The sequence below is a fragment of the Lentzea chajnantorensis genome, from assembly GCF_054300775.1.
Map to the genome: position 1 here is coordinate 5,327,295 of NZ_JBSDZT010000002.1, position 17,987 is coordinate 5,345,281.

Consider the following 17,987-nt stretch of genomic DNA (forward strand, 5'->3'; position numbering starts at 1 on the left):
AGGTCACCTCTTCGGTGTCACAACGGCTTCCAGGGCGCGGCCGACCAGCGTGAACGCCAGCACCACCACGACGATCGCCACTCCCGGCGGCAACAGGAACCACCACGCCCGCTGCGGCACCGCGCCGTGCAGCTGCGCCTGGTGCAGCATCGCGCCCCACGAGATCCGGGTCGGGTCGCCCAGCCCGAGGAACGCCAGCGTCGACTCCGCCACGATCGAGGACGCCACCGCCAGCGTCGTGTTCACCAGCACCAGCGGCACCACCGAGGGCAGCACGTGCCGGCCGATCACGTGCAGGTGCCCGCCGCCCAGGGCGCGGGCGCGTTCCACGAACGGCCGTGCCTCGATCGTCAGCGTCTGCGCCCGCACCATCCGCGCCGTCGACGGCCAGCTCGTCAGCCCGATGGCCAGCACGATCGTGCCCAGCCCGCGCGGCAGCACCGTGGACAGCGCGATCGCGAGCACCAGTGCCGGCAGCACCAGGAAGAAGTCCGTGACCCGCAGCAACGCCCCCGACACCAGCCCGCCGAAGTGCCCGCTGGTGATGCCCACCAGCGTGCCGATGCCCACCGACAGCACCGCCGCGGTCAGCCCGACGAACAACGACGTGCCCGCACCGGAGACGACCAGGGCGGCCACGCTGCGGCCGGTGTGGTCGGTGCCCAGCCACGCGGCCGCGTCCGGTGGCTGCCAGGCCCGTGCGCTGACCCGCGTCACGTCCAGCGCCTCCGCCGGCACCAGCCACGGCGCGAGCACCGCCACCACCGCCGCGACCAGCAGCACCACCGCGCCCGCGACACCCGAGCGGTGGGACAGCATCACCCTCATACGACCTTCACCCGTGGGTCCAGCACGCCGTGCAGCAGGTCGGCCAGCAGGTTCATCACCACGACCCCGCCCGCCGTCACCACCAGCAGCCCCTGCAGCAGGAAGTAGTCCGGCCCGGTCAGCGCGTCGTAGAACAACAGCCCCAGCCCCGGCCAGGAGAACACCGTCTCCGTCGTGATCGCCCCGCCGACCACCAGCCCGAACCGCAGGAACACCAGCGTGATCGCCGGCAGCACCGCGTTGGGCACCGCGTGGCGGCGGCGCACCAGGTCGTCGCGCAGCCCCTTGGCCCGTGCCGTGGTCAGGTAGGGCGCGTGCATCTCCTCCAGCAGCGACGAGCGCATCACCAGCATGTACTCCGCCGCCACGACCGCGACCAGCGTGAGCGACGGCAGCACCAGGTGGTGCCCGACGTCCAGTGCCTGGGACAGGAAGTCGGGTGCGGTGTCGGTGTCGCGCATGCCGCGGGAGGGGAACAGGTCGCCGGTGGCCATCATGAGCAGCATGCCGAGCCAGAACGTCGGCACGGCCCACAGCGTCAGCGACACCCCGGTCGTCACCCGGTCGAACGCCGTGTCGCGCTTCCACGCCGCCCGGATGCCCAGCCACAGGCCCAGCAGCACCGCGATGAGCGTGCCGGTGCCGACCAGCAGCAGCGTCGGGCCCAGGCGTTCGGCGATCACATCGGCCACCGGCCGGCGGAACGTGAACGACGTGCCCAGCTCACCGCGCAGCAACCCGGTGAAGTAGGTCCAGAACTGTTCCGGCAGCGGCCGGTCCAGGCCGAACTGCGCGCGCAGCTCGGCCTGCATCGCCGCGGTCGTCGGCCGTCCGCGCGTCATCGACACCACCGGGTCGCCGGGCACCACGCGGAACAGGAAGAACCCCAGCACCGCCACCATCACCAGGCTCAGCGCAGCACCGCCGAGCCGACCGAGCAGCCGCACGCTATTCGCGCTCCCCCACCGTCGCCCGCCGCCGCGCCACCACGGCGACCACCACCACGACCAGCCCCAGCAGCACCACGCCGCCGATGACCAGTGCCGTGCGGCTCACCGTCGCCGTCGTCGCCGCCCGGTCGGCGGGTTCGGCGCCGTAGTAGCCCCACACGCCGTTCTGCGCCATGATCACGCCGCCCTGCGCCGGTTGCGTGGTGAAGCGGGCGACGTGGTCGGACCGGTAGGCCTCCAGGGCGTTGTCGTAGGCGAGCACGACCGCGGGCACCTGGTCGTAGAAGCGGGCCTGCATCTGCTTGACCAGCTCGATCCGCTTGGACTCGTCGAACTCCGAGAGCTGGCGGGCGTAGAGCCGGTCGTAGGTCTCGTCGCAGAAGTAGGCGTCGGTGGTGCCGCCCTTGCCGTCCGCGCCGGGACGCTGCCCGCAGGTGTGCAGGCTCAGCACGAAGTCGGGGTCGACGTTGGTGGCCCAGCCGGAGAACGCCAGGTCGTAGGTGCCGGCCGTGGTGGCCTCGTTGAGCTGGTTGTCCGACACCAGCCGCACGTCCAGTGCGATCCCGACCTCGCCCAGCGACCGCTTCAGGTACTCCGAGGCCTGTTCGTCGTAGGCGCGTCCGGCCCGGCCCATCAGCCGCAGCGCCAACCGGGTCCCGTCGGCTTTGCGCGCGACACCGGCGGCGTCGAGGGCGGCGTTGGCCGCGGCCGGGTCGTACCTGCGGCGTTCCTGCTCGCTCGGTTGCCAGTGCCACTTGGCGAACACCGGTGGCACCAGGCCCGCACCGCGCTCGGCGTAGCCGAGGTTCACCCGGGAGACCAGCGCGTCCATGTCGACGGCCTGCGCGATGGCCCGCCGCACCCGCACGTCGCGCAGCGCCGGGTTGCCGTCGCCGATCGGTTCACCCGAGCGGGTGGCGGCGCCGGGGTTGATCAGCAGCTCGGTGAACCGGCGGCCCTGCGCCTTGTTGCGCGTCACGCCCTGCCGGCCGGCCAGCGAGTCGAACTGGGCCGGTGCCATCCGGTTGACCAGGTCGACCTCGCCCTTGCCCAGTGCCTGCACCGCGGCGTCGGAGTTCTGGAAGTACACGAAGTGCAGCTCGTCGTACTTCGGTGCGCCCCGCCAGTGGTCCTTGTTGGCCTTGAGCTTGATGAACTGCCCGGCCACGTGCTCGGTCAGCACGAACGGCCCCGACCCGACGACGGGCATCCGGTCGTTGGCGTAGTCCTTGACGCCGGTCACCTCCTCCCACACGTGCCGGGGCACGATCGGGATGTCCAGCGCCAGCATCGTCACCTGCGGTGCCTTGGTCCTGATGACCACGGTGCGGTCGTCGGTGGCGGTGACGGACTCGAAGTTCGCGACGAAGCTGCCGTTGGCGGTGCGCGCGGCCTCGTCGGTCAGCATCAGGGTGTAGGTGAACGCGACGTCGTGGGCGGTGATCGGCTGCCCGTCGCTCCACCTCTTGCCCTCGGGCACCGTGAAGGTCCAGGTGAGCTTGTCCGCCGAGGTCTCCCACCGGCTGGCGATCCCCTCGGTCACACGCTGGTCCTCGGCGGCGTAGGCGGTGAGGTAGTCGTACATCAGCCGGTTGACCTCGGTGCTCGACTGGAACACCGCCAGGAACGGGTTCAGCGAGTCGATCTGCTGCACGATCGCGACCTTCAGGATCGTCGGCTGCTGCGCCACCGCCGCCGGTGTCGTGGCCCCCAGGACGGTCGCGGCAGCGACCAACGCGCACAACCTCACCCGCACGAAATACCCCTCTCCCCAGCCGCCCGCCGCTACGTTACCCAGATGTGCGGATCATGATCTCGGCAGACATGGAAGGCGCCACCGGCGTCACCTGGACCGGTGACGTCGTTCCCGGCACCGAGCCGTGGCAGCGGTTCCGGCGGCTGTTCACCGGCGACGTCAACGCCTGCGTCGAGGGCCTTGTCGCCGGCGGGGCGACCGACGTGCTCGTCAACGAGGCCCACTCCTCGCAGCGCAACCTGCTGCTGGAGGAGCTGCACCCGGCCGCGCGGCTGCTCACCGGCCGCCACAAGCCGCTGTCGATGATGCAGGGCGTCGACTCGGGCGTGGACGGGGTGGTGTTCCTGGGCTACCACGCCGCCGCGGGCGACACCGGGGTGCTGGCCCACACCTACCTGGAGAACTCCGTCACCGGTGTGTGGCTCGACGGCGTACTTGCCTCCGAGGGCCTGCTCAACGCCGCACTGGCCGCCGAGCACGGGGTGCCGGTGCTCATGGTCACCGGCGACGACCGCACCTGCGTCGACGCCCGCGCTTACGCGCCCGGCGCGCAGCTCGTGGCCGTGAAGGAGTGCGTGTCGCGCTACGCCGCGGTGTGCCTGCCGCCCGCGGTGGCCCACTCCCGCATCACCGAGGCGGCGACGCTGTCGATGGCACGCGCCGGGCGTGACCGCGGTGCCGTGGCGGCGCATCGCGTCGAGGTGGAGTTCGACGCCACCCACCTGGCCGACGCCGCCGCGGTCGTGCCGACCGTCGAGCTCGTCGGGGTGCGGCGGGTCGGGTTCGACGCGGTGTCGATGACCGAGGCGATGAAGGCGTTCAAGGTCGTCACGCACGTGGCCGCCGGGGCGATCGAGGGCATCTACGGCTGACCCCCGCCGCACACCCGGTGCGTGCGATCGTCCCGGATCGTGGGTGCCGTGACCTTCTCACGAGGCACCTGTGGTTACGGTGGCCCCATGACGTTGGACGTGGCACAGCTGTGTGCGCAGCTCATCCGCTTCGACACCACCAACCGCGGCGGCGGTGAGTCCCGGGGCGAACGCAAAGCCGCCGAGCACGTCGCGGCCGTGCTGCACGACAGCGGCGTGGTGCCGACGCTGCTCGAACCCGCGCCGCGGCGCACCAACGTGCTCGCCCGCATCCCCGGCACCGACCCCGGCCTGCCCGCCGTGCTGGTGCAGGCCCACCTCGACGTGGTGCCCGCCGACCCCGCCGAGTGGAGCTTCGACCCGTTCAGCGGCGAGATCCGCGACGGGTTCGTCCACGGCCGCGGCGCGGTCGACATGAAGGACATGGTCGCCATGACGCTGGCCGTGGTGCACCGCTGGCACACCGAGGGCCGCCGACCCCGCCGCGACGTCGTGCTCGCGTTCGTCGCCGACGAGGAGGACCTGGGCGCCTATGGTGCGCACTGGCTCGTCGAGCACCACGCCGGCCACTTCGCCGGGGTGCAGGCCGCGATCAGCGAGTCCGGGGCGTTCTCCTACGACGTCGACGGTGTGCGGCTGTACCCGGTCGGCACCGCCGAGCGCGGCACCTCCCACATGCGGCTCACCGCCACCGGCCGCGCAGGGCACGGGTCGCGGCGCAACCCCGACAACGCCGTCACCGCCCTGGTCACCACCCTCGCCCGCATCGCAGCCCACCGCCACCCCGTCGTGCTCACCCCGACCGCGGAGGCGTTCCTGGTCGGCGCGGGCAAGGCACTGGGGATCGAGGTCGACCTCGACGACGTCGACGCCACCGTCGCCCGCCTGGGCCCGGCCGCCAAGCTCGTCGAGAACACCGTGCGCTGCTCGACCACCCCGACCGTGCTCGACGCCGGCTACAAGGTCAACGTCATCCCCGGCACCGCCACCGCCGAGCTCGACGTGCGCACCCTGCCCGGCACCGTCGAGGAGGTCCTCGCCACCATCGACTCCCTGCTCGCCCCCGGCGTGACCAGGGAGCTGATCAACAGCCAGGCACCGGTCGAGGCACCGGTCGACACACCCTGGTTCACCGCCATGGCCGAGGCGCTGCGCGACGAGGACCCCTCCGCCGTCGTCGTCCCGTACTGCCTGGGCGGCGGCACCGACGCCAAGGCGTTCAGCAAGCTGGGCATCCACTGCTACGGCTTCGCGCCGCTGCTGCTGCCCGCGCGGGGGTACGACTACCGCGCGATGGCGCACGGTGTCGACGAACGCGTTCCCGTCGAGGGCCTGGAGTTCGGTGCCCGCGTGCTCGACCGGTTCCTGATGTCCTAACGCGGCGGCAGGGGCAGCGGCACCGCGGGCAGGCCGTCGATGCTCGCGACGTTCGTCGGCTTCTTGCCGGTGTACTCGCGGAACTCCTCGTCGGACTTGCGGCCGAAGTAGTCCGCGTGCAGCGTGCGCTCGCAGCGGTAGTCCATGAACGGCACGGCGAACCCGCAGGTGTCGCTGACCAGCTCCGCGTGCACCACGACGACCGCCCGCAGCCCCGGCCCGTCCGCGTCGCCGAAGCCGGTGACCAGCTCGGTGAAACGCGCGTCGTCGCGGAAGACGACCTCGCCGCGGCCGTGCACGCGCACGATGTTGGGCGGCCCGTCGAACGCGCACCACATCAGCGTGATCCGGCCGTTCTCCCGCACGTGCGCGATCGTCTCGGCGTGGCTGCCGCCGAAGTCCAGGTACGCCACCGTCCGGTCGTCGAGGACGCGCAGCGTGCCCGCGCGGCCCTTGGGCGAGAGGTTCACGTGACCGTCCCCGGCCAGCGGCGCCGTCGCCACGAAGAACACCTTCTGGTCCTCGATGAACTCCCGCAGTCGCGGCTCGATGCGCTCGTAGCTCTTACCCATGCCCGGCAGTATCGACGGCGTTGCGGAACCTGTCAGCCGTCTTTCCCAGGTGCTGAACCAGCTCCGGCGGACCGTCCACCTCGAACTCCGCGTCCAGCATTCCCAGGTGCACCGCCAGCACCTGCGGGGTGTCCGACCCGGCCGTCACCCGGCACGTGCGCTCGTCCACCGCCTCCACCAGCGCCGCCGGCACCCTCGCCGCGATCTCCGCCGCCGGCGCGTGCACCAGCACCGTCGTGCGCCACCGCCACGCCGCCGTGGCCAGGCCCTGGGCCAGGTGGGTCTCCAGGTCCGGCAGCTCCCGCGGCGTGAACCGCGGCCCGGCCGGCACCCGCGGCCGCACCCGGTCGGCGCGGAACGTGCGCCAGTCCTGCCGCGCCACGTCCCAGGCCACCAGGTACCAGCGGCCCCGCGCGTGCACCAGCCGGTGCGGCTCGACCTCGTGGCGGTCCTCGGTGCCGTCGAACGCCACGTAGTCGAACCGCAACCGCTCCCGTGCCCGGCAGGCGTCGACGATCGTCACCATCGCGTCCGGGTCCGGCTCCGCGCTCGTGCCGGTGCTGTGCTCCCGCACCGCCGAGACCCGGTGGCGCAACCGGGAGGGCAGCACCTGCTCCAGCTTCTTGAGCGCCCGGTCCGCGGTCTCGGAGTCCTGCGTGCTCAGGCTCAGCGCGACCGCCACCGCCTCGTCGTCGTCGAGCAGCAACGGCGGCAGGCTCGCTCCCGCGCCCAGCCGGTACCCGCCGGTCACCCCGGGTGTCGCGTGCACCGGGTAGCCCAGGGTGCGCAGCCGGTCCACGTCGTTGCGCACCGTCCTGGTCGTCACCTGCAACCGCCGTGCCAGCTCCGGACCCGTCCAGTCGCGCGGGGACTGCAGCAGTGACAGCAGCTTCAGCAGCCGGGCCGACGTCTCCAGCACGAGTTCCACCCCTCCCCGCGAACGCGGAATGAAACTTTCCGCAATTGTTCCCAGTGTGTCAGCCGTGAACACAGTCCGCGTGGAGGTTCCCCGGAGCGAGCCCGGCGACCTGCGGCAACGCCTCACCGCGCATCAGGCGGACCCGCGGGAGACCGCCTGTCGATCATGGCAGGGTGACGCCCATGTCCCGTGACCCCAAGGCAGACCTGCACCACTACCTCAAAGCAGCCCGCGAGGCCCTGCTGTGGAAGCTCGACGGCCTGTCCGAGTACGACGTGCGCCGCCCGCTCACCCCCACCGGCACCAACCTGCTCGGCCTGGTCAAGCACCTCGCCGGCGTGGAGCAGGAGTACTTCGGCGCCTGCATGGGCCGCCCCTTCGGCGAGACCCTGCCCTGGATCGACAACGGCGACCCGAACGCGGACATGTTCGCCACCGCCGAGGAGTCCCGCGAGTTCGTCCTGTCCCTGCACGCCCGCGCCACCGCGTTCGCCGACAGCTCCATCGAGGAGCTGCCCCTGGACGCACCCGGTGTCGTGCCGTGGTGGCCGCAGGACCGCAGGCACGTCACCCTGCACCTGCTGCTCGTGCACGTGATCGCCGAGACCAACCGGCACTGCGGCCACGCCGACATCGTCCGCGAGACCCTCGACGGCACCGTCGGCCTGCGCGCGGCCGTGTCGAACCTGCCCGACGGCCAGGACTGGCCCGCGCACGTCGCCCGCGTCGAGCAGGCCGCCAGGGAGGCCGCCGCGCGCACCGCCTGACCTCGGACGGGGTGCGCTGCCCGCGGCGTGCGGCGCACCCCGTCGCGGCGCGCACCTCGGTTGACGGTCAGCCCCGTTCCACCAGGTGGCGCCATACGGATGGCGGGATGACAGCGGGGCTTCACACGCACTACACATTGCGGAGCCATGTCCCTGCCGTGGTTCGAAAGGGTTGCCCTGCATGCGAAAAAGCCATCTCAGACCCCTGATCGGGGTCACCGTCGCCGCCTCGGTGTGCTTCGCGATGGGCGGCGTGCCCACCGGCGCGGCCCCCGACCAGGCCGAGACGTCGACGAACTACCAGGTCAGCGGGGTGCGCACCGCTGAGCAGCGCACCAAGGTCGCCAAGTCCGGTGCGGCGATCGACTCGGTCGAGGAACACGGCATCGTCGTGGTCACCGCGACCGGTCGTGAGGTCAGGAACCTGCGCGCGCAGGGGTTCGAGGTCACCGAGCTGCCCAAGCGGCTGGAAGCGAGCTCCGCCATCGGGCCGTTCGACTTCCCCGCGGCGGACTCGAACTACCACAACTACGCCGAGATGACGACGGCGATCAACAACGCCGTCGCCGCCTACCCGAACCTGATCAGCAAGCAGGTCATCGGCAAGTCCTACGAGAACCGCGACATCATCGCTCTCAAGATCAGCGACAACGTCACCACCGACGAGAACGAGCCGGAGGTGCTGTTCACCCACCACCAGCACGCCCGTGAGCACCTCACCGTCGAGATGGCGCTGTACCTGGTCAACCAGTTCACCACCCAGTACGCCACCGACGCGCGGATCAAGGGTCTCGTCGACAGCCGCGAGATCTGGATCATCCCGGACGTCAACCCCGACGGCGGCGAGTACGACATCGCGACCGGCACCTACCGGTCGTGGCGCAAGAACCGCCAGCCCAACGCCGGCTCCAGCAACGTCGGCACCGACCTCAACCGCAACTGGGCCTACAAGTGGGGCTGCTGCGGCGGGTCGTCGGGCAGCACCGGCAGTGAGACCTACCGCGGGCCGAGCGCGGAGTCCGCGCCCGAGGTCAAGGTCGTGGCCGACTTCGTGCGCGGCCGCAACGTCGGCGGCAAGCAGCAGATCACCGCGTCCATCGACTTCCACACCTACAGCGAGCTCATCCTGTGGCCGTGGGGCTGGACCTACGACGACATCGCACCGGGCCTGACCCAGGACCAGCGCGACACCTTCGCCACCATCGGCCAGTCGATGGCGCAGAGCAACGGCTACACGCCCGAGCAGTCCAGCGACCTCTACATCACCGACGGGTCCATCCCGGACTGGCTGTGGGGCACGCAGGGCATCTTCGCCTACACCTTCGAGATGTACCCCGGCAGCGCCGGCGGCGGCGGTTTCTACCCGCCCGACGAGGTCATCCCGGCCCAGACCTCCCGCAACAAGGAGGCCGTGCTGCAGCTGCTCGAACGCGCGGACTGCCCGTACGAGGCGATCGGCAAGGAGGCGCAGTACTGCGGTACCACGCCCCCGCCGACCGGCAAGTACTTCGAGAACGCCACGGACTTCCAGATCAAGGACAACGCCACGGTCAACTCCCCGATCGCGGTGTCGGAGGTGGCGGGCAACGCCCCGTCGACCCTCAAGGTCGCCGTCGACATCAAGCACACCTACCAGGGCGACCTGCGCGTCGAGCTGGTCGCACCGGACGGCACCGCCTACGTGCTGCACAACCGCTCCGGCGGCGGCACGGACAACATCAACACCACCTACACCGTCAACGCCTCCAGCGAGGTCGCCAACGGCACCTGGCAGCTGCGGGTGAACGACAACGCCGCCCAGGACACCGGGTTCCTCGACAAGTGGAGCCTGCAGTTCTGACCGGCTGACCGAAGCGGTCCCTCAGGGCGCCGGCAGCACACCGGCGCCCTGAGGGCCGTAGTCGCGCACGACCATCGAGTCGTGCAGCCGCACGCCCTTCGAGTTGAGCTTGGCCAGCGGCCGCACCAGCCACACCGGCAGCGACGTCGCCACCTGCATGCCGCGCACCAGCCCCGTGACCCCCAGCCGCGACCGCGGGATCAGCGTCCTGGCCATGCCGAGCGCGAACTCCCGGCTCGCGTGCACCACGCCGCGCATCTCCCGCTCGTAGCGGGCGAACCCCGCCACGTGGTCGCCGCCGGCGAGCTCCCCGGCCAGCACGTACGCGCCCAGCACCGCCAGGCTCGTGCTCCCGCCGACCGCGGGACCAGGGCAGTGGGCGGCGTCACCGACCAGCCCCACCCGCCCGCGTGACCACGTGTCCTCGCGCAGCTGGGTGATCGAGTCGAAGTAGAACGCCCCCTCGCCGTCCAGGTGCCCCAGCCACGAGTCGACCTCCGGGTGCAGGCCCGTGAACGCCTCCCGCAGCAGCTGCTTCTGCCGTGCCACGTCGTGGTGGTGGTAGTCGAGCTCGCGCTCGCGGCGGAACAGGAACACCGCCCGCGCGTCGCCCAGGTGCCGCGCCCCGTACAGCGCCGCGCTGCGCCCCGGCCCGATGTGCCCGGTCATCGCCCCCGGCACGCCCAGCTCCCGCGGCACCGACAACACCGCCAGGTACGCGCCGGTGAACCGCTTCGCCACCTCGCCGAACACCAGCCGCCGCACGTTCGAGTGCAGCCCGTCCGCGCCGATCACCAGGTCGAACCGCCGCGGCACCCCGGCCTCGAACGTCACGTCCCCCTCGGTGATGGAGGTGATCGAGTCGCCGAAGACGTACTCGACGTCGGCGCGCGTGGCGTCGTAGTAGACCTCGCTGAGGTCGTCGCGCATGACCTCGACGTGCCGGTCGGATGCCGCCGCGAACAGCTTGGTCGCGTCCCCGCTGATCGGCCGGCGCGTGCCCTCGCGCAGGAACGTCAGCCGCTCGGTGCCGGTCTTCATCGACTCGATGCGCTCCAGCACGCCCATGCGCTCGGAGATCTTCATCGCCGGGGCGAACAGGTCGACCGCGTGCCCGCCGGTCTTGCGCAGCACCGGTGACCGTTCCACCACCGTCACCTCGTGCCCGTACCGCGTGAGCCAGTACGCCAGCACCGGACCCGCGATGCTCGCCCCCGAAACCAGAACCCGCACGTCACACCCCCTTACTTAACGGTCGGTAAGTGACCTGGTGCCAGGCTAGCACCGCCGCTTACCTACCGTTAAGCAAGTTATGCTGCGCCCGTGGCCCGACCGTCCGACACCAAGCAGCGCATCCTCACGACCGCCCGCGAGCTCTTCGCGGCCAAGGGCGTGCAGCAGACCAGCCTGCAGGAGATCGCCGACCGCCTCGGCATCACCAAACCGGCGCTGTACTACCACTTCTCCTCACGCGAGGAGCTGATCCGCAGCATCGTCGAACCGCTGCTCAACGACGGCCAGAGCTTCCTGGAACAGATGGAACGCCGCGCCGACGTCGCACCGCGCGAGCTGCTGGAAGGGTTCTTCGACTTCCACCACCGCTACCGCGCCGACATGCTGTTCCTGCTCACCGAGATGACCACGCTCGCCGAGCTCGGCCTCATCGACGTCGTGCTGTCGTGGCGCGCCCGCCTGAGCAGGCTGATCTTCGGCGACCACCCGACGCTGGAACAGGAGGCCCGCGCCGTGCTCGCGTTCGGCGGCATGCAGGACTGCACCATGCAGTTCCCCGACGCCCCGGTGGACGAACTGCGCGCCGCCACGGTCGCCGCCGCGTGGGACGCGCTGGGCCTGCCCGCCTGAGCACCCGGCCGTTGCTGCCCAGGCGTCTGCAAGTACCACCAACACATGATCAAATCGCCGCTGACTACCAGCAGCTGGCAACCTGCTCAGACGAGCAGCCGCTGCTGCGCCACGGCGCGCGCGAAGCCGTCCACGTTGTCGATCATGATGTTGTGCCCGGTGCTGGGCACCGCGACCAGCTGCACCCCGGCCTGCGTCAGCTCCCGCGCACCGGCCGGTGGGCTGTCGGCCGGGTGCAGCAGGACGCAGGGGATCTCCAGCTCCAGCAACAGCCTGCGCATCGTCGGGTGCGTGCCGCGCACCAGTCCGGCCGCGCTGCGGTACAGCGCTTCGCGCCCGGCCAGCCGCATCGTCGCCGCCCACTCGGGACCGGCGTCGGCGAGCACCTGCTCGTAGCCGTGCGAGAGGAACTCGGCCTCGTCGTAGGCGGCGATGCCGCGGCTGCCCAGCGCGCCGAGGTACGGCTCGAGCGGGTCGAGGTTGGGGTCGACGAGCACGAGGGAACGCACCATCTCCGGGTGCCGCGCGGCCAGCACGACCGCCACCGCGCCACCCATGCTGTGCCCGACGATCTCACTGCGCCGCAGGCCGATCTTCGCCAGCGCCACGGCGAGCGCGTCGGCGTGGCCCTCCAGCGAGTAGGCGAACCCGGTGGGGCGGTCGCTGATGCCGAAACCGAGCAGGTCCAGCATCAGGCTGCGGCGGCCGGCCAGCAGCGGGTGCGCGACGGCCTCCGCGTAGTAGGGCGCGGAGGACGCGCCGAGACCGTGCAGGTAGACGCGAGCGGGTGAGGCGCCGGGAACCTCGACCCACCGGATGTTGACCCCAGGTCTGATCTCAACGGCGCGCATGGCTGGACATTACCCTGCCGCACAGCGGTCTCAGACCGCTTTCGACAGCAGCCCCGTGCTAGTCGACCAGGCCCGCCGACAGCACCGCGAGCACCAGCGACACCGCCGTGAACACCAGCGTGTAGCTGAAGGCGATGCCCGCGTGCAGCCACCGTGAGCGCGCTCCCTCGCACAGCGACAGCTGCCAGTACCCGGCGCCCAGACCGAACACCAACCACGGCAGGACCAGGAGCGCCGGCGCCGGTTCGCCGAGCACACCGGTCACCGCGAACGGCGTCAGGACGGTGACCGCGCCCGTGCCCAGGGCCAGCGGCCACGGCCGGTCCACCGGCTCCCCGGACAACCGCCCCGCACCCACCGCCACGACCGCCGCCAGCACGACGGCGGCGATCAGCACCCCCAGCAGCCACACGTCACCGGCCGGAGCGGACCGCGCGACGGGCACGAGCACCACCGCGAGCGCGACGACGACGGCGGTGGGCAGCACCGGCAACACCCAGGCGTGGCGGAGGGTCACGCCTGTGATGGTCGCGCACCACCCCCGCGCCTGTCGCCGCGTTCGTGTTATTCCACCCCGAGCTCCCGGTCGATCGCCCCCGACACCAGCTCCCGCGCCCGCGCCACGCTGACCGAGCCGCTGTGCCACCGTTCACAGAGCCCCTCCACCAGCGCGGTGAGCCGCTCCGCCGCCGCATCCGCGTCCTCGCCACCGGCCACGCGGACCAGCTCGGCCACGTCGGCGTTCCACGCGCCGGTCGTGCGCTCCAGCGGCTCGCGCAGCTCCTCGCAGAACACCGCGCTGGCCCGCAGCTCACCCCACGCGACGCTGTTCTCCCGCACCTCGTCGACGTCCTGCAGCTCGGCCAGCAGCAGCTCCCGCAACGCCTCACGCGGGTCCCGCGCGGTCGTGCCGGTGTACTCGGCGGCGCGGTGGTTCACGTGCTCCAGCGCCGCGCGCAGGATGCCGGCCCGGTCCTTGAAGTGGTAGTAGATCAACGCCGTCGACACCCCGGCCTCGGCGGCGAGCTTGTCCACCCGCAGCCCGCGCACCCCGTCCTGCGCGATCACCCTGACCGCCGCGTCGAGCAGTTGGGCCCTGCGCTGCGACACGCTCACCTCGGTTCCTGTTGCGTCGTGCGGTGGCGACTACCGCCGTCTCCGCGGCTCCGCCCAGTGAGCAGGCCGGGTGAGCACCGCGGGGAGCTTCGTCCCTGCGTTGCCGCGCGCGGCGTTGACCTGCATCTGCGTCAGGAACAGGCTCGTGCTCAGGTCCGCACCCGACACGTCCGCGCCCCGCAGGTCCGCCCCGATCAGGTCGGCACCGCGCAGGTCGGCACCCGTGAGGTCCGCGCCGATCAAGTAGGCGCCGCGCAGGTCCGCGTCGACCAGCTTCTTGTTGCGCAGCCGGGCCCCGATCAGGTCCGCGCCGCGGTAGGACTTCGCACTCGACCGCAGCCGTTCGCTCGTGCGCAGCAGCAGGACGTCGACCTTCGCGCGGATCTCGGCGACGTCCAGCGCGAGAACGGTGTCCGGATCAGCCGAGGCACAGCCCTCGACCTCCGCGTACGCCGCGGTGAGGTCGTCGTGCGGGTCGCGCCGCTGGGCTTCGGCGAGGTACCAGAGCAGTTCGTGCAGCTGCCGCACGACGGGGAAGACGTCGAACATCTTCTGCCGCTCGGCGGTGCGCCAGTCGACACCTCCGAACACCGTCTGCGACACCCGCTGACCCGCACCGAAGCAGTCGTACACGGTGCAGCCGGCGTAGCCGGACGTGCGCAGCTTCGCGTGGATTCCGCAACGGTGATCGGCCAGCAGGTTGCGGCACGGCGTGCCCGCGTCCTTGGTGGCCGCGAAGTCCGCCGACCTCGCGAACGGCAGCGCCACGCAGCACAACCCGAAACAGGCGGCGCAGTCCGCCTTGAGCTCGTCCATCGCGGTCAGGATACGGGCCAGATCAATGCCATCACTCGCGACGGTCACCGTGCGGCCAGAACACTGGGACGCGAGGGGACCGTGCACACCGAGGCGCACCACCGCGAGGCCGTCGGCACCGGTGCCCGCGTGGGGCGGGATGGGCGCGGTGCTGCGGCAGCGCAGTGACCTGCCGGGCGCCCACGAGTGGTTCCGGCACGGCGCCGAGCTGGGCGACGAGTACTCCGTTCTCAGCTCGGCGCGCGCAGGCTTCGCAGTTCGGCCATCACCTCGTCCAGCTGGCGCTCGGCTCGTTCCGCACGCGCCAGCGTTTGCGCCCGCGCGTCCTCCACCGCCGCCAACGCCTGCCGCACCGCCGCCACCTGCTCGCCGCTCTCCCGCCGGACCTGCGCGAGCCGTTCGTCGACCTCGTCCCGCATCCGTTGCACCTCGGCGCGCGCGTCGGCCGCCGTCTGCTCGGCACGTTCCGCGCGCACCACGGCCTGATCGCGTGCCATCGCCGCCTTGCCCACGGTGTCCGCGGCGGCCTGGCGTGCCTGCTCGACCTGCGCCACAGCTTCCGACCGGATCTGCTCGACCTGCGCTGCGGCCTCCGACCGGGCCTGGTCAGCGGCTGCCTGCGCCTGCTCGGCCGCCGCCTGAGCCTGCTCCACCCGGGCCTGGGCTTCGGCGCGGGCTTGTTCGATCTCCTTCGCCGCCTGCCGCCGTGCCTGCTCGGCGTGCTTCACCGCGTCTGCCCTCGCCTGCTCCACGGCCTCACCCGCGAGCCTCACCTTCTCCTCGGCCTCGGCCCTGATCTCCTCGACCACGGCCGCCGCCTGCACCCTGACCTCGGCGACCTCCGCCTCGGCCCGCTCCTTCGCGGCCTGCGCCTGCTCACGCGCCTCGTCCCGCTCGGTGAACGCCCGGTCCGCGGCCTCGTCGGCTTCCTCCGCGGACCGCACCGCCTGCTCGGTGACCACCTCGGCCGCCTTGCGTGCCTGCTCAGCGTCGTGGCGGCGCCGTTCCGCGGCCGCGAGGTCGGCCTGCGCCTCCGCGACCCGGCGAGCCGCCTCGGCCTCCGCCGCCTGAATCTGGCTCTCGGCGACGCTCGGGTCCGCCATCGCGTTGAGTTCACCGACCGCCCGGCCCAGCGTCTGGGTCATCTGCTCGGACAGCACCCGGAAGCGGTCGAGGAGCTCTTCAGCCCTGATCTTGGCGGTACCGGAGACCCTAGGCAGATTCGTCACGGTGACGACCTCCAGGTTTTGCTCCGCCCCTTTCTCGGCCGCCTCTTGGAGCCGTTGCCGTTCCCGCCATGCCCGCCAGCGCGTGTGCTCGGGCAGGTCGCAGTACTCCGAGGGCCTACCGGGGCCGCTACCTCGGAAAACGGGGCGTTCGCAGCCCGGGAAGTTACAGCTCGTCTCCACGGGCAATATCGTAGCAGGGTTACGTGTGCAGTTACGTTGTCCAACGCAACGCAAACCAAATAGGCGTCCAGAATCTGACCGCCGATAAGTGAAAATTATCGGCGGCCAGCATCCGGGGAGGCTGCCAACGAAACCGGTCCCCCGGCAGCCTCGAAACGCCCTGCGAAAACTGTGAACCGCCTACAAACTTCCCTAATGGCGGCGATCGCGGAACGTGGCCCGCAAATCACTCACCCACGCCTGCGGGTTCTCCCACGGGATGAAGTGCCCGCCACGCTCGTGGGCATTGACGTTCACGTGGTTGAACCACGCCGCCTGCGGACCGCCGAGGAACGCCGCGACCCGCTCCTCGGCGGTGTGGATGCCCGGCGGGTTCTCGTAGGTGACGAACGTGAGCCCGACCGGCGCCTCCACGACCGGGGTGCGGGAGTGCGAGGGCTGCCACGGGTGCCGGTTGGCGTTGGCGTAGTAGCGCATCGAGGTGGTGATGGAGTTCGTGACCCAGTAGATCGTCGCGTGCGTCAACAGGTCGTCCCTGGTGAACACGGACTCGACATCGCCGCCGTTGTCGCTCCACGCGGTCCACCGCTGCAGCAGCCACGCGAGCAGCCCGGCCGGCGAGTCGCTCAGCCCGTGCGCCAGCGTCGCGCCGTCGAGCATGTGCACGGCCAGGTGCGTCGCCCAGCGGCGGTCCATCTCGATGATGCGGTCGCGGACGTCGGCGGGCTGGTCGTCGGTCAGCGGGCGGTTGCGGGCGAAGTCCCAGGCGCGCGGGCCGGTGAAGAAGTCGAGCGGCAGGCCGGAGCCGATGTGGATGCCGTGCAGCGAGCCGGCGTACTTGTGGCCGAGCTGGCTGGAGACGATCCCGCCGATGTCGCACCCGCCGGCGGCGTACCGGTCATGTCCGAGGACGTCGGTCATCAGCGCGTGCCACAGGTCGGCGACCTTCCAGAAGTTGACGTCCGGGAACCCGGTGAGCGGACCGGGGAACCCGAAACCGGGCAGCGAGGGCACGATGACCTCGAACGCGTCGGCCGGGTCACCGCCGTGCGCGGCCGGGTCGGCGAGCGGGCCGATGACCTTCGACCAGTGCCAGAACGTCCACGGCCAGCCGTGGGTGAGGATCAGCGGGATCGGCGCCGGGCCGCGTCCGGGTGCGCGCAGGAAGTGCACCGGGACATCGGCGACGGTCACCTCGTAGTGTTCGTGGGCGTTGATGGCGGCTTCGGCCGTGCGCCAGTCGTAGCCGTCGCGCCAGTACGCGACCAGCTCGCCGAGGTAGCCGGCCGGTACGCCGTAGGACCAGTCGTCGTTGCCCTCGTCCAGCGGCGCGCGGGTCCGCGCGAGGCGGGCGCGCAGGTCGTCGAGGACCTCGTCGGGCACGTGGATCGGGGTCGGGTGCAGCGGGAAGGCCTGCCCAGTGGTCATGACCTTCGTTCTACCCGCCGGTGCCGGCCGGGTTCAGGCGGGCCAGGCGCGCAGCAGCGAGTCGAGCGCGTCCACGGCGCGGGTCCACGACGCCTCGACCCCGCGCGGGTGGCTGTGGAAGGCGCCCGCCTGCTCCAGCGACACGTAGCCGTGGAAGGTGCTGTGCAGCAGCCGCACGGCGTCGGTCTGGTCGGGTTCCCACAGGTCGTAGCCGCGCAACAACGCCCGTGTCAGCTCGGTGTGCCGCTCGGCCGCGCCGGTGGCCGCCGTGTCCGGGTCCAGCGCGATCCGCGTGGCCGCGTACCGGCCGGGGTGCTGCTTGGCGTAGCCGCGGTAGGCGTCGGCGAACGCGCGCAGCGCCTGCTTGCCGGAGCGGCCGGCCAGTTCGGCGGCGACGCGGTCGGCGAGTTCGGCCAGCGACTGGACGGCGACGCGGGTGCGCAGGTCGTGGGCGTTGCGGATGTGCGAGTACAGCGAGGCGTCTTTCACGCCGAAGTGGCGGGCGAGCGCGGACACCGTCACGTTGTCGAAGCCGACCTGGTCGGCCAGCTCCGCCGCCGCCTGCGTGAGGCGGTCGGCGGTGATCCCCGCGCGTGCCATGCACCACCCTTCCTAGGGCTCTT

General features: G+C 71.5%; 18 protein-coding genes. 5 read left to right on the forward strand and 13 right to left on the reverse strand.

All coding sequences use genetic code 11. From position 1 onward, the window contains the following. Window positions 1-3: 3 nt before the first annotated feature. The 3 genes from ACVDFE_RS26385 to ACVDFE_RS26395 are packed head-to-tail and all read right to left on the reverse strand — an operon-like array spanning window position 4 to window position 3,513. Window positions 4-828: an ABC transporter permease gene (locus ACVDFE_RS26385; RefSeq protein WP_360394535.1), complete on the reverse strand. Its 825-nt coding sequence runs from the start codon at window positions 826-828 to the stop codon at window positions 4-6. Next, on the reverse strand, window positions 825-1,775 hold the full coding sequence (locus tag ACVDFE_RS26390; protein ID WP_458432257.1) for an ABC transporter permease: 951 nt from the start codon (window positions 1,773-1,775) through the stop codon (window positions 825-827). Before ACVDFE_RS26390 ends, ACVDFE_RS26385 begins: the two co-directional genes overlap by 4 nt. Before the next feature lies 1 nt (window position 1,776). Further along, complete coding sequence (locus tag ACVDFE_RS26395; protein WP_458432258.1) at window positions 1,777-3,513, reverse strand: ABC transporter substrate-binding protein; 1,737 nt, start codon at window positions 3,511-3,513, stop codon at window positions 1,777-1,779. A gap of 65 nt (window positions 3,514-3,578) precedes the next feature. Here ACVDFE_RS26395 and ACVDFE_RS26400 point away from each other — a divergent pair, with 65 nt between their 5' ends. Together ACVDFE_RS26400 and ACVDFE_RS26405 are read left to right on the forward strand one after the other, a co-directional pair. Continuing rightward, window positions 3,579-4,406, forward strand: coding sequence for a M55 family metallopeptidase (locus tag ACVDFE_RS26400; RefSeq protein ID WP_458432259.1), 828 nt, complete (start codon window positions 3,579-3,581; stop codon window positions 4,404-4,406). A gap of 87 nt (window positions 4,407-4,493) precedes the next feature. Continuing rightward, window positions 4,494-5,783: a M20/M25/M40 family metallo-hydrolase gene (locus ACVDFE_RS26405; protein WP_458432260.1), complete on the forward strand. Its 1,290-nt coding sequence runs from the start codon at window positions 4,494-4,496 to the stop codon at window positions 5,781-5,783. Here the strand turns inward: ACVDFE_RS26405 and ACVDFE_RS26410 are convergent. Continuing rightward, window positions 5,780-6,355 carry a pyridoxamine 5'-phosphate oxidase family protein gene (locus tag ACVDFE_RS26410; protein WP_360394549.1) on the reverse strand — a complete coding sequence of 192 codons (576 nt, stop codon included), beginning with the start codon at window positions 6,353-6,355 and terminating at the stop codon, window positions 5,780-5,782. The genes ACVDFE_RS26405 and ACVDFE_RS26410 overlap by 4 nt on opposite strands. Next, window positions 6,348-7,274, reverse strand: a complete 927-nt coding sequence (locus tag ACVDFE_RS26415) for a helix-turn-helix transcriptional regulator (protein WP_360394856.1) — start codon at window positions 7,272-7,274, stop codon at window positions 6,348-6,350. The genes ACVDFE_RS26410 and ACVDFE_RS26415 overlap by 8 nt, the downstream gene beginning before the upstream one ends. Before the next feature lie 182 nt (window positions 7,275-7,456). On the opposite strand from ACVDFE_RS26415, the gene ACVDFE_RS26420 reads away from it, so the two are divergent. After that, window positions 7,457-8,041 (forward strand): DinB family protein, encoded by a 585-nt coding sequence (locus ACVDFE_RS26420; protein WP_458432261.1) that lies wholly within the window; start codon window positions 7,457-7,459, stop codon window positions 8,039-8,041. 181 nt (window positions 8,042-8,222) lie between these two features. After that, a complete protein-coding gene (locus ACVDFE_RS26425; protein WP_458432262.1) occupies window positions 8,223-9,881 on the forward strand; it encodes a M14 family metallopeptidase in 1,659 nt (552 codons plus the stop codon). 21 nt (window positions 9,882-9,902) lie between these two features. Here ACVDFE_RS26425 and ACVDFE_RS26430 read toward each other — a convergent pair whose 3' ends face one another. Further along, window positions 9,903-11,114 carry an FAD-dependent monooxygenase gene (locus ACVDFE_RS26430; protein ID WP_458432263.1) on the reverse strand — a complete coding sequence of 404 codons (1,212 nt, stop codon included), beginning with the start codon at window positions 11,112-11,114 and terminating at the stop codon, window positions 9,903-9,905. A 90-nt stretch (window positions 11,115-11,204) separates the two neighbouring features. Here ACVDFE_RS26430 and ACVDFE_RS26435 point away from each other — a divergent pair, with 90 nt between their 5' ends. Beyond that, window positions 11,205-11,744: a TetR/AcrR family transcriptional regulator gene (locus ACVDFE_RS26435; RefSeq protein WP_458432264.1), complete on the forward strand. Its 540-nt coding sequence runs from the start codon at window positions 11,205-11,207 to the stop codon at window positions 11,742-11,744. An 86-nt stretch (window positions 11,745-11,830) separates the two neighbouring features. Here ACVDFE_RS26435 and ACVDFE_RS26440 read toward each other — a convergent pair whose 3' ends face one another. From ACVDFE_RS26440 to ACVDFE_RS26470, 7 genes are all read right to left on the reverse strand, one after another. Next, window positions 11,831-12,595: an alpha/beta fold hydrolase gene (locus ACVDFE_RS26440; protein WP_458432265.1), complete on the reverse strand. Its 765-nt coding sequence runs from the start codon at window positions 12,593-12,595 to the stop codon at window positions 11,831-11,833. A gap of 58 nt (window positions 12,596-12,653) precedes the next feature. Beyond that, window positions 12,654-13,112 (reverse strand): hypothetical protein, encoded by a 459-nt coding sequence (locus ACVDFE_RS26445; protein ID WP_458432266.1) that lies wholly within the window; start codon window positions 13,110-13,112, stop codon window positions 12,654-12,656. A gap of 47 nt (window positions 13,113-13,159) precedes the next feature. Continuing rightward, window positions 13,160-13,711, reverse strand: coding sequence for a TetR/AcrR family transcriptional regulator (locus tag ACVDFE_RS26450; RefSeq protein WP_458432267.1), 552 nt, complete (start codon window positions 13,709-13,711; stop codon window positions 13,160-13,162). A 30-nt stretch (window positions 13,712-13,741) separates the two neighbouring features. Continuing rightward, window positions 13,742-14,527, reverse strand: a complete 786-nt coding sequence (locus ACVDFE_RS26455; protein WP_360394571.1) for a pentapeptide repeat-containing protein — start codon at window positions 14,525-14,527, stop codon at window positions 13,742-13,744. A 230-nt stretch (window positions 14,528-14,757) separates the two neighbouring features. Beyond that, on the reverse strand, window positions 14,758-15,756 hold the full coding sequence (locus ACVDFE_RS26460) for a hypothetical protein (protein WP_458432268.1): 999 nt from the start codon (window positions 15,754-15,756) through the stop codon (window positions 14,758-14,760). A 372-nt stretch (window positions 15,757-16,128) separates the two neighbouring features. Beyond that, window positions 16,129-17,364: an epoxide hydrolase family protein gene (locus tag ACVDFE_RS26465; RefSeq protein ID WP_458432269.1), complete on the reverse strand. Its 1,236-nt coding sequence runs from the start codon at window positions 17,362-17,364 to the stop codon at window positions 16,129-16,131. A gap of 33 nt (window positions 17,365-17,397) precedes the next feature. Further along, window positions 17,398-17,964 (reverse strand): TetR/AcrR family transcriptional regulator, encoded by a 567-nt coding sequence (locus ACVDFE_RS26470; protein WP_458432270.1) that lies wholly within the window; start codon window positions 17,962-17,964, stop codon window positions 17,398-17,400. Window positions 17,965-17,987: the final 23 nt, after the last annotated feature.

What these genes read in the sequence shown, in the direction of transcription:
- ACVDFE_RS26465 (WP_458432269.1), bottom strand. Translation starts at nt 17,364, where the DNA reads ATGACCACTGGGCAGGCCTTCCCGCTGCACCCGACCCCGATCCACGTG.
- ACVDFE_RS26440 (WP_458432265.1), bottom strand. Translation starts at nt 12,595, where the DNA reads ATGCGCGCCGTTGAGATCAGACCTGGGGTCAACATCCGGTGGGTCGAG.
- ACVDFE_RS26455 (WP_360394571.1), bottom strand. Translation starts at nt 14,527, where the DNA reads ATGGACGAGCTCAAGGCGGACTGCGCCGCCTGTTTCGGGTTGTGCTGC.
- ACVDFE_RS26425 (WP_458432262.1), top strand. Translation starts at nt 8,223, where the DNA reads ATGCGAAAAAGCCATCTCAGACCCCTGATCGGGGTCACCGTCGCCGCC.
- ACVDFE_RS26470 (WP_458432270.1), bottom strand. Translation starts at nt 17,964, where the DNA reads ATGGCACGCGCGGGGATCACCGCCGACCGCCTCACGCAGGCGGCGGCG.
- ACVDFE_RS26385 (WP_360394535.1), bottom strand. Translation starts at nt 828, where the DNA reads ATGAGGGTGATGCTGTCCCACCGCTCGGGTGTCGCGGGCGCGGTGGTG.
- ACVDFE_RS26405 (WP_458432260.1), top strand. Translation starts at nt 4,494, where the DNA reads ATGACGTTGGACGTGGCACAGCTGTGTGCGCAGCTCATCCGCTTCGAC.
- ACVDFE_RS26420 (WP_458432261.1), top strand. Translation starts at nt 7,457, where the DNA reads ATGTCCCGTGACCCCAAGGCAGACCTGCACCACTACCTCAAAGCAGCC.
- ACVDFE_RS26410 (WP_360394549.1), bottom strand. Translation starts at nt 6,355, where the DNA reads ATGGGTAAGAGCTACGAGCGCATCGAGCCGCGACTGCGGGAGTTCATC.